Source organism: Halorubrum sp. SD612 (assembly GCF_002135005.1).
Window position 1 is genome coordinate 1 of the sequence record NZ_NEWI01000168.1, and the last position, 4,977, is coordinate 4,977.

5 protein-coding genes are annotated in these 4,977 nt (G+C 68.5%); all 5 read right to left on the reverse strand.

Annotated features, from left to right (window positions below):
- On the reverse strand, positions 1 to 266 hold a 266-nt coding region (locus B9G38_RS14170), incomplete at its 3' end, for an MFS transporter (protein ID WP_143415476.1).
- 694 nt (positions 267 to 960) lie between these two features.
- Positions 961 to 1,263: a hypothetical protein gene (locus B9G38_RS14175; protein WP_086220795.1), complete on the reverse strand. Its 303-nt coding sequence runs from the start codon at positions 1,261 to 1,263 to the stop codon at positions 961 to 963.
- Between the two features lie 79 nt (positions 1,264 to 1,342).
- Entirely contained in the window at positions 1,343 to 2,737 is a 1,395-nt protein-coding gene (locus tag B9G38_RS14180; RefSeq protein WP_086220796.1) for a signal recognition particle protein Srp54, read from the reverse strand.
- Positions 2,738 to 3,146: 409 nt separating this feature from the next.
- Positions 3,147 to 3,914 (reverse strand): DICT sensory domain-containing protein, encoded by a 768-nt coding sequence (locus tag B9G38_RS14185; RefSeq protein ID WP_086220797.1) that lies wholly within the window; start codon positions 3,912 to 3,914, stop codon positions 3,147 to 3,149.
- Between the two features lie 32 nt (positions 3,915 to 3,946).
- On the reverse strand, positions 3,947 to 4,933 hold the full coding sequence (locus B9G38_RS14190; RefSeq protein ID WP_086220798.1) for a pantoate kinase: 987 nt from the start codon (positions 4,931 to 4,933) through the stop codon (positions 3,947 to 3,949).
- Positions 4,934 to 4,977: the final 44 nt, after the last annotated feature.

Consider the following 4,977-nt stretch of genomic DNA (forward strand, 5'->3'; position numbering starts at 1 on the left):
GACCCGGCGCCGGCGACGAGCGCGCCCGCGACGATCACCCGGACCGGGCCGAGCCGGTCCGCGACCGCGCCGCTCGGGAACTGGAGGAGCGCGTACACGATCATGAACCCGGTGAAGGCGGTCCCGACGGTGGCGTTGCTCACGCCGTAGGCGCCCTGAATCGACTCGAACAGCGGGGGGAAGAGGTAGCGGACGAACTTCCCGAGGAACCAGACGAGCGAGACGAGCACTAAGGCGTCGTACTCGCCGATCCGGTCTCGGTTCATCGACAAGCCGTAGCCCGGTCACCCGTATAAAGGGCCTGAAGCGCTCGGGGACTGCCGGTAAGGGTCGATCTCGTCGTCTTGATTTCCGCGGTGGCGCGTGCCTCCGAGTGGCCGCCGAAGGCGGCCGCGAGGAGCACGCGCGAGGGAGTCAGCCGGCCGGAGCGAAGCGGAGGCCGGCTGACGAGGCTGGGGAGGCGTGAGGTGCCGTGCGGTTGCGGTCGGGTGGGACCCAAAGGGGCAGCCGGGAGGGCGGCGCAGGCGACGTAAGCACTGGAAGGAGCGAGCAACGCGAGCGACTGAAGCGCGCAGCGAGCGTGCGCCGCCCTCCCGGTTGGGGCTTTGGCGGTGTTCACTGTCGATCCGGAGTCAGCTATTTATAAACGAACAGCTGGGACTTTGGAGGCGGCCTCCGCCACGTCACAGTCATCGAGTTATAAATGAGCGGTCAAGGAGTTAGAAGAAGTCGCCGCGACGCCGACAACTTATAAATAAACAGCTGGATATTCGTGATTCAGCACCACCGGCACCGCGCAGTCATTTATAAATACACAATCAGTTCGGGGATGGTATCCTGCTTAGCTCCGCTGAAATTCTCATATCTCGTGCGTTTTTCATCGGGTTCGCTCGGTACGGGTGATCCACACATCGACGTGCGGTACGGATCCGTCCCTACCGTGTTGAGAACGGCCTTCCGTCACTCGATGATGTACTCCGGGGCGAGGAGCATTGTGGCGAGAAAACAGACGAACACGAGGATGGCTGTGAGACGCAGTAGACCGGCCGCCCGTCGTCGGGTTTTCGGAAGGGATTCGGCGAGTCCGGACAGCGCGGTTCCGACGATAAAGAACAGTACCCACGGCACTACCGCTCCAGCTTCGCCGACGCTCCACGCATACACGAACACACACGAGAAAGAGACCGACAGGCCGAACTGGATGAGTGAGCTGGGCCGGCCCTGTGGCTCGTTGAACAGAACGTCGCTGACGTAGGGGACCATAGCCGATGTGTTCCCGCTAAAGATACTAAATGATGGCTTAATGTAGTCTGAGGGAGAGGATTCCGACGGGTCCTACTACTTAGAACGGCCCCTTCCCGCCGCCCATCATGTCGCCGAGGCCGCCGCCGCCCTCGCCGCCCATCTTCTTCATCATGCGCTGCATGTCGCCCTCGCCCATCCCCTGGAACTGGCCGATCGTCTCCTCCATCATCGAGTGCTGCTCTAAGAGCTGCTGGACCGTCTCCTCGTCGGTGCCGGAGCCGCGGGCGATGCGCTCGACGCGAGACTGGCCGACGACGCGGGGGTTCTCCAGCTCCTCCTCGGTCATCGAGTCCATGATGCGCTCGAAACGGCGCATCCGGTCTTGGGTGACGTCCATCGCGTCGTCGGGCAGCTCGTCCATCATCCCGCCGCCCAGCCCGGGGATCATGTCCATCACCTGGTCGAGCGGTCCCATCTTGTTCATCGCGTCCATCTGCCGTTTCATGTCCTTCAGGGTGAACTCCCCCTGAAGCATGTCCTCGGGGTCCCAGTCCTCGTCCTCCTCCTGGGTCTCCTGCATCGCGCGCTCGACGCGCTCGGAGAGCTGCTTGAGGTCGCCCATCCCGAGCAGCCGGGAGATGAACCCCGAGGGCTCGAACCGCTCGATGTCCTGGACCGTCTCGCCGGTGCCGAGGAAGGCGATGGAGGAGTCGGTCTCGTTGACCGCGGTGAGCGCCCCGCCGCCCTTCGCGGTCCCGTCGAGCTTGGTGATCACGACGCCCTCGATGCCGATCGACTCCTCGAACTGGCGGGCCTGCTCCTTGGCGCCCTGCCCGATCGCGGCGTCCAGGACGAGCAGCGAGCGGTCGGGGTCGACGACGCCCTCGATCTCCTCGATCTCCGCGATGAGGTCGTCTTCGAGCGCGTGGCGCCCGGCCGTGTCGACGATGTGAACGTCGGCGTCCGCCGTCTCTTCGAGGCCGGTCCGCGCGATGTCGACCGGGTCGTCGTTGTCGGGGTTCCCGTAGAAGTCGACCTCGGCGCGCTCGCACATCTGCTTCGCCTGATCGTACGCGCCGGGCCGGAACGTGTCGGTCTGGATCACCGCGGGGCGGAGCCCCTTCTTCGAGAACCACCACGCCATCTTCGCGGCGGAGGTCGTCTTCCCCGAGCCCTGGAGCCCGGCGAGGAGGATCGTCTGGTTTTCGAGGGGGAGCTCGGTGGAGTCGCCGACCAGCTCGACCATCTCCTCGTAGACGATCTTGAGGACGTGGTCGCGCGCGGTCGTGCCCCCCGGCGGCTCCTCGTCGAGCGCCCGGGTCTTGATCGAGTCCGACAGCTCCATGACGAGGGAGACGTCGACGTCGGCGGAGAGGAGGGAGCGCTGGATCTCCTTGACGATCTCCTCGACGTCGCTCTCGGAGAGCGTGGTCTTGCCCTGGAGCTTGTCGAGGCTGCTCCGCAGGGACGTACCGAGGTCGTCGAGTACCATTTGCCGGAGCTAGGCGGGCGACGCGGTAAAGCTTTGTTCGTCGGCGGACGCCGATACGTTTCGAGAGTGCGGCCAGTGGGGAGTGCTTTCTACACCCTCGTTGCTCGTTTATAAATAGCCGACTACGGATCGGTGGCGAACACCGCCAAATCTCCAGCCGTTTACGTATGAAGGATTGCTGGCAGATTGGCGGCGAACACCGCCAAAGCCCCCAGCCTCGTCGGCCGCCCTGCGGTCGGCCGACTCCCTCGGGCGCGCTGTCGCCGGCGCTTCGCGCCGGCTTCCGGAGGGACCTTCGGTCCCTCGCGGCTCGGCCGCAAGGCGGCCTCGCAGGCACGCGCCACCGCGAAACAGGTATAAATTACAGATTCGCCGCCTCGATCCAACGGTTCTCCCCTAACCGCCCACCTCAGACGTGTTCCGCGATGTACCGCTCGATCCGCGTCACCAGCTCCGGGCGGAACGTCCAGAAGCCGTCCCAGACGTTCGGCTCGTCTTCGAGCGCGAGCAGCGCGACGTGGTCGCCGCCGGCGCCCTCCGGCGGCGTGAACGCGACGAACCACGACCGGCGGTACGGGTAGGAGGTCCCGGTGTGGACGGTTACGGGAAGCCCCGGGAGCGACGCCGCGTCGCCGACGCCGTACACGTGGACGTCGACGCCGCTCCCGGCGACGCGCTCGTACACCGAACGAGTGCCGCGCTCGTCGTCGATCCGGGAGAGCCGCTGGAACGAGGCGCGCAGCGTGCCGGCCCCGTGTTCCGCCGCGACCCGCTCGATGACGCGCGAGACGACGATGAGGAGGAGCTTCTCCTTGTTCGAGGCGGGGTAGCCGCGCACCCGAAACGGGACCTCGTCGAGCCCCTCGAAGACGGCCGGCAGGGCGACGTCTCCGAGCTCGATCCCGCCGGTCTTGTACAGGTCGGAGTTGATGAGCAGCACCGATTCGAGCAGCTCGTCGAGGGGCGACCGCGCGATGACGGCGCCGTCCTCGACGAGCGCGACCACGTCGTCGTCCGCGGCCGGGTCGGGGTCCGCCTCGCTGACCGAGACGGGCTGTCCGTCGAGCAGCGAGTCCAGCAGGCCCCGGACCGGGTCCGGCGACGACCGGTTCAGGAGGACGAGATGCCGGTCCGGCGTCTCGAGCTCGTCGAAGAACGAGCGGAGCGATTCGGCCATATCCGCCTCTCCGGTCGACCAAGGCAAAGTCCTTACTCCCCGTCGCGCCCGTCGACGAGCCGCGCGCCGGCGGCGTCGATCCGGCAGACCTCGGGGTCGTAACCCGCGTCCGAGAGCCCGGTCCCGAGCGCGAAGACGGTGCGGCCGAGCATCGCCATCGCGGCGCCGCGGCCGTCCGACCGTCCGTCCGTTCGCTCGCCGCCGGCCGCGTCGACCGCGTCGATCGCCTCCGCGACCTCGGGCACGAGGAGGTCCGCCTCGCGGGCGAACCCGCGGGCCGCGTCCATCAGCGTCGGGAGCCGGGGGTCCGCGCGGAGGCGGTCGAGCGCGTCCTCGCCCGCCGCCGTGAGCGCGTCGGTGTCGCCCCCCAGCACCGCCTCGGTCGACAGCTCGCCGAAGGTGACGTACTCGACGCGCGCGGCCGCCGGGACGCCGTCGAGTTCGCCGGTCCCGGGCGCCCCGGGTTCGAGCCGGAGCGGGACTCCCCCGCGCGCCTGCGCGACCACGTCGCCGAGGCCGGTCCCGCGGCCGACCTCCGCGGCGTGGGCGATCCGGACGAGCTCGTTCTCGGAGCGGCCGCGGTCGAACGCCTCGTTCGCGGCGAGGGCGGCCCCCAGCGCCGCGGCGCCGGAGACGCCGAAGCCCGCGCCGATCGGGAGGTCGGTCTCGACCGCGACGTCGACGCCGGTCGCGTCCAGTTCGGCGAGCACGTCGTCGACCGCGCCGATCGATCCGGGCTCGCCGTCGATGGTACGGGACCCGGTCACGTCGCTCGCGGCGTCGCCGTCCGGGCCGTCGCCGTCCGGACCGTCGCCGTCCGGACCGTCGCCGTCCGCGCCGTCGCCGCCCGTCGCCGCATCGGTCTCGCCGTCCGCCGCCGACGCCCGAACGGTCACGCCGTCCGTGAGCGTCAGGCCCGCGCCGCGCGACCCGGCGACCGTCGGGTCGTCGGCCGGGTGCGCGCTGAAGAAGGCGGTGACGTGACCCGGGACGAACGCGGTCGCCCGCTGGCTGCTCATGTGGCGGCCGACGAGGTACGCGTCGAGCGCCGACAGCGCGGAGA

Bases quoted from the DNA above. Each gene is read 5' to 3' on its own strand.
- B9G38_RS14180 (WP_086220796.1), bottom strand. From the start codon at position 2,737: ATGGTACTCGACGACCTCGGTACGTCCCTGCGGAGCAGCCTCGACAAG.
- B9G38_RS14175 (WP_086220795.1), bottom strand. From the start codon at position 1,263: ATGGTCCCCTACGTCAGCGACGTTCTGTTCAACGAGCCACAGGGCCGG.
- B9G38_RS14190 (WP_086220798.1), bottom strand. From the start codon at position 4,933: ATGAGCAGCCAGCGGGCGACCGCGTTCGTCCCGGGTCACGTCACCGCC.
- B9G38_RS14185 (WP_086220797.1), bottom strand. From the start codon at position 3,914: ATGGCCGAATCGCTCCGCTCGTTCTTCGACGAGCTCGAGACGCCGGAC.